Source organism: Aquirufa sp. ROCK-SH2, from assembly GCF_054558315.1.
In genome coordinates, this window is the sequence record NZ_JBPXKB010000009.1 from 1 (window position 1) to 6,147 (window position 6,147).

A 6,147-nucleotide genomic window follows, 5' to 3' on the forward strand; every position below is an offset into this window, starting at 1 on the left:
GAATACCTCCGTCCATATTCCATTTTTCATTCAACTTAACATGGTAAGCAAAGTCGGCAGAAAGAATCGTAGAACGCACAGGCCCTGCTTCATCTACCAAAGCACCGATTCCTAAACCTTTCTTTTCACCCCATTTAAAATTACCCGATACGCCGATGTTTCTAGGTGCACCTTCTACACCCACCCATTGGTTGCGGTACATCATAATCATTTCTGAATTTGCTGTACTTCCTGCATGGGAAGGATTTAATACTTGTGGATTAAAACGATATAAACTGTACATCGTTTCGATTTGAGCATTTACACGAGTGCTCAAGGAAAGTAGTAAAACAAAAAGAACAAGGGAAATTGGGGTCAAATGACCCCAAATCCTGGTACTCGCCTTTTCTACTCTCGATAGTCTTAACATCTTATTCATGATGATCTAATTTTCTTAATCAATGTCCCATTGAACATTTTATTTTAATTCGCTTGACGGTTAATATATACGTAAGTTGAGATGGTTGGTTTAGTTCCATAGTAATCCAACACATAGTAATAAGTACCATCTGGAAGCTTACCATCCTCTGAAAGTATTTCATTCGATTTGTTGGTTTCGCCACCCCAGTTGTTTTGGTAGTTTTCTGTTTCAAAAACTACGGAACCCCATCTGTTGTAAACGGTGAATCGATTTTTCGTACCCATCACACCTGGAATCACAAATTGATCGTTTTTGCCATCCCCATTTGGAGAAATACCTTGAGGATAAAAATCTTGACAAACATCTGCATCCAAACGATTAGGAATTCCATCATGATCACAATCTTCGATTGATCCAAAGTTGATGTCTATTTCAATCTTATCTAAAATACCATCTCCATCAGAATCGATATCACGATAATCCGGTAGTCCATCTTTATCTGTATCCAATGGGTTATTTCCATCCATGCCTTTTTCAATTTCATCGATAATTGTATCGTTGTCTGAATCTAGATCACGGAAGTCTGGATTACCATCTTTATCCGAATCCAATGGACTTGCCCCATTTGGTCCTTTTTCCACCGCATCAGGAATACCATCATTGTCAGAATCTAAATCGCGATAATCTGGTTTACCATCCTTGTCCGTATCTGCAGGGCTCGCCCCTGCACCTTTTTCAACTGCATCCGTAATACCATCGTTGTCAGAATCAATATCTTGATAATCTGGTTTTCCGTCGCCGTCCGTATCTACAGGGCTCGCCCCTGTACCTTTCTCAACTGCATCAGGGATACCATCGTTATCTGAATCTAAATCGCGATAATCTGAATTACCATCTCCATCTGTATCCAATGGGATTTCCCCATTAGATCCTTTCTCGACCGCATCTGGAATACCATCATTATCAGAATCTAAATCTTGGTAATCTGGCAGACCATCTTTGTCCGTATCAACCGGAATCATTGGATTAGAACCTGCTTCTAATTTATCAAGTATACCATCATTGTCAGAATCTAAATCACGATAATCTGGAAGACCATCTTTATCTGTGTCTAATGGGATAAGTGGATTCTTACCAGCCTCCACAGCATCTGGAATACCATCATTGTCGGAGTCTGTATCCAAATAATCTGGAGTGCCATCCTTGTCCGTATCCAATGGGCTTCCCCCATTGGCGCCATTCTCAACAGCATCTGGAATACCGTCATTGTCTGAATCTAAATCGCGATAATCTGGTGTACCATCTCCATCTGTATCTAATGGGCTTGCCCCATTAGGTCCTTTTTCTACTGCATCAGAAATACCATCATTATCAGAATCTAAATCTAAATAATCTGGCGTACCATCTTGATCCGTGTCTAATGGATTTGTTCCAGTACCTATTTCAATTACGTCTGAAATGCCATCATTATCTGAGTCTATGTCTTGGAAGTCTGGCAATCCATCACCATCAGAATCTACTGGATGAAGAGGATCTGGACCCGCTTCTATTTGGTCCGTCATTCCATCGCCATCGGAGTCTAAATCGCGATAATCTGGTGTTCCGTCGCCGTCCGTATCTGCAGGGCTCGCCCCTGCACCTTTCTCAACTGCATCAGGGATACCATCATTATCAGAATCTAAATCGCGGTAATCTGGCATTCCATCTCCATCAGTATCTGCAGGGCTCGCCCCTGCAGCTTTTTCCACCGCATCAGGTATTCCATCATTGTCAGCATCAACATCTTGGAAGTCAGGTTTTCCATCATTGTCAGTATCTACTGGACTAGAAGGATTAGAACCTGCTTCTAAATGATCTAACAATCCATCATTATCTGAGTCTAGATCTCGGAAATCACTTGTTCCGTCTCCATCGGTATCTATTGGAGAACTTGGATTTGTCCCTGCTTCAAATGTGTCTGAGATTGCGTCATTATCAGAATCTATATCTAAATAATCTGGTAATCCATCCGCGTCTGTATCAACAGGTGTACTTGGATTAGCTCCTGCCTCAAAAGAATCCGGAATGCCATCATTTTCTGCATCCAAATCTCTGAAGTTAGGTAATCCATCTCCATCTGAATCCAAAGGATTGTTAGAATCTGAACCCGCCTCCACTTGATCAGATAATCCATCATTATCAGAGTCTAAATCTCGATAATCTGGTAGTCCATCTAAATCGGTATCTACCGGACCTGATTGTAAAGCAAGTGCTAAACTTCTTTGAGATGTTTTAGCATTTCTAGCTAATGGTGACTTTTGTTCCGACGCATTTCCTTCAATTCTGTCTGGAATAACATCATTATCAGAGTCAATATCTTGGAAATCAGGTGTTCCATCTGAGTCTGTATCTACTGGATTAGATGGAGTTTTACCTGCTTCAATGTTATCGATAATGGTATCATTGTCAGAATCAATGTCGATATAATCAGATTTACCATCCTGATCAGTATCTACAGGGCTTGCCCCTGCACCTTTCTCAAGCGCATCAGGAATTGTATCGTTGTCTGAATCTAAGTCTAAATAGTCAGCGATACCATCACCGTCCGTATCTACTGGATTAGATCCAGTACCTTTTTCAATTGAATCAGAGATACCGTCATTATCTGAATCTAAATCCAAATAGTTTTGTTTGCCATCCTTATCTGTATCTATTGGATTGGCACAATTTCCTGCTTCTGAATTATCAGAAATACCATCACCATCAGAATCTGTATCTCTGTAATTTGGACGATTGTCTTTATCCATGTCAGAAGTAGATTCAATAGAATCAGGGATGCAGTCATTGTCTGAATCTGTATCCAAACGATCTAATTTGCCATCCAAATCGGTATCAGCTCCACATAAATCTTTTCTTGCTTCTGCGATATCGGCCCAACCATTCAAATTGCTGTCTGCTAATTCATTTAGTCGGCCATCATAGTTGGCATCATCATGCCACAAATAAACAGCTACATTTTCCCAAGCATCGAATAATCCATCATTATCTGAATCAAGATCTAAATAGTTTGGAGTTCCGTCGCCATCAGTATCCGTAATAAATTCGCATTTATCACTTACGCCGTCATTATCTGAATCAAGATCCAAATAATTGGCATGAGAATCACCATCAGAATCTCTATTCTGCTCAACTGAATCGTTGATGCCATCTCCATCTGAATCCGTATCCATGTAATTGCGAATACCGTCACTATCAAAGTCCTGACAAGTTGCAACTGCTCCAAAGCACTCCATGTTATTGGATATACCATCATTATCGCAATCTGCATTTACGTAAGCATCATAAGCGGCTGTTCCAACTTCTGGAACAGCTCCAGTGCCACCAATACAGAAATTCAATGGTTCAATATCTGTTCCATTTGGATTTCCATCACCGTCACAATCTGCCGCTAGCCACTCATTGCTTGGTGTCTCCGTTGCGTGTGCCAAAACAAAACTACAAGCGTTTAATGGTAGTGTGGTATCCGTAACTTCGGTACCATCAATGACGCCATCGCCATCCGAATCCGAATCCAATGGATCCGTACCTAAGATCAATTCCTCTGAATCCGTTAATCCGTCGTTATCGTCATCATTATCACAATTATCTTTTACTCCATCCCCATCAGTATCTGGATAATTGTTGACAACCGTTACAGTTGCAGTTAAGCTAGCTACATTATCATAATTATCTGTTACCGTTAAAGTTACCGTATTATCTCCCACGTCTGCACATGTAAACAGGCTCTTTGAAATAGTCCTAGATTTAATTCCATTGGCATCATTGGATCCATTATCAATATCTAATGGCACGATACTAACTTCACCTTGAGCATCTAAATAAACTGTAATGTTTTTAGTGATGACAGTTGGCGGAAGGATATCCCCTACCGTAATACTTCCATTCGCCGTTACAAAACTGTAATTGGTCGCTGTAAGACTTGTAATTACTGGTGTAATTATTACTCCAGAAGTCCCTGAAGCTGTTGTTGCTGTATAATTTGTGGTATACGTTACGGTACCGGAAATTACAGAAGCATTTTCACCATTTACAAATCCTGTAACTTGATACGTTCCAGCACCCGTTACTGTAGCAACTGCTGTACCATAATCAACAGTTTGATTATCTGCTGTAACGGAAAGGACTACTTTATTTATTGTAAAGGCATAATCAGCAGAGGTAGCACTTGCATAATACGAGTCAGAAGCCAATGATGCAACTGCTTTATACGTTCCAGCTGAGCTCGGTTTTGTTGGACTTGGACCATATGTTGTTGAGCCAGTTCCGCTATATGAATAAGTAACCGCTCCTGTTGACCCAGTTTTCGTAGATGTACTTGGTCCTTGAGCAGATCCATTGTATGTATAGGTAGTTGTTCCTGTCATTGTCACAGTTGAACCCGCTTCAATTATTGTAACAACTCCATTCGCTGGACTAAATTCATAATTGTTAGCAGTCAAACCAGAAACTACTGGGCTTATCGTAACACCAGATATACTTGGTGCAGTGCTAGCTGTATGTGTAGTTGTATACGTAACACTTCCGGTAATAACAGCAGCTGTTTCAGAATTCACGAAACCAGTAACTTGATAAGTTCCTGCATTGGTAACAGCCGTAGCTGTTGTACCATAACTAACAGTCTGATTATCTGCTGTTACTGTTAAAGTTGCTTTTGTAATGTTAAAGTCCTTCGTAATTACATCTGAATAATTACCAATTCCCGTGATTGTTATCGTTGCAACACCTACAACTGTGTTGTTTGCATAACTCAAGGTATAGTCTGTATTTTCTACCAAAGTTGTTGGACCATCCTTAACAACAGGTTTTGGCGTTTGAGCTAAGCCAGTATAAACTTTATCAGGAACAGCATCAACAGTTATTGAAAGTCCTGATGCTGAAAGTTCATCTACTATTAAAGTTTTTGCTGAAATAGTAAAAGTACCTGGCACATAATTAATCGTATAATTAGAGGATGTATAACCAGATGCTGTTATAGTATAAGTATTTACATTTTCACCAGTTGCTCTTGCCAATGTAAATCCAGTTGCATCAAGTGCACTCTCTGATTCACCATTAACAAAACCATCATAATCCAAAGTCAATTCAGGATCATCTTGTCCAAATGTTTTACCATTATCAACAGCAGTTACTGTTAAAGTAGCTTTATTTATGGTGAATGCATAATCCGCTGACGTTGCCCCATCATAGTTCGAATCAGCTGCTAAAGTAGCAACTACCTTATACGTTCCCGCATTTGTTGGTGCTGTTGAACTTGCAGCATAAGTCGTTGAACCTGTTCCTTCGTAAGAATAAGTAACAGCTCCAGATGATCCCGTAGTAGTCGAAGTACTTGGACCTTGTGCACTACCTGAATAGGTATATGTCGTAGAGCCTGTTACTGTTACAGATGAACTCGCCTTGTTAATAGTAAAGGCATAGTCAGCTGATGTTGCTCCTTCGTAATTCGAATCAGCTGCTAAAGTAGCAACTACCTTATACGTTCCCGCATTTGTTGGTGCTGTTGAACTTGCAGCATAAGTCGTTGAACCTGTTCCTTCGTAAGAATAAGTAACAGCTCCAGATGATCCTGTAGTAGTTGAAGTACTTGGACCTTGTGCACTACCTGAATAGGTATATGTCGTAGAGCCTGTTACTGTTACAGATGAACTCGCCTTGTTAATAGTAAAGGCATAGTCAGCTGATGTTGCTCCTTCGTAATTCGAATCAGC

The 6,147-nt window shown here is 40.3% G+C and carries 2 protein-coding genes; both read right to left on the reverse strand.

Features of this window, described 5'->3' with window-relative positions; all coding sequences use genetic code 11:
- A partial coding sequence (locus tag V7S79_RS12120) for a PorP/SprF family type IX secretion system membrane protein (protein WP_459490860.1) occupies window positions 1–418 on the reverse strand: 418 nt, incomplete at its 3' end.
- Window positions 419–462: 44 nt separating this feature from the next.
- On the reverse strand, window positions 463–6,147 hold a 5,685-nt coding region (locus tag V7S79_RS12125), incomplete at its 5' end, for an MBG domain-containing protein (protein ID WP_459490861.1).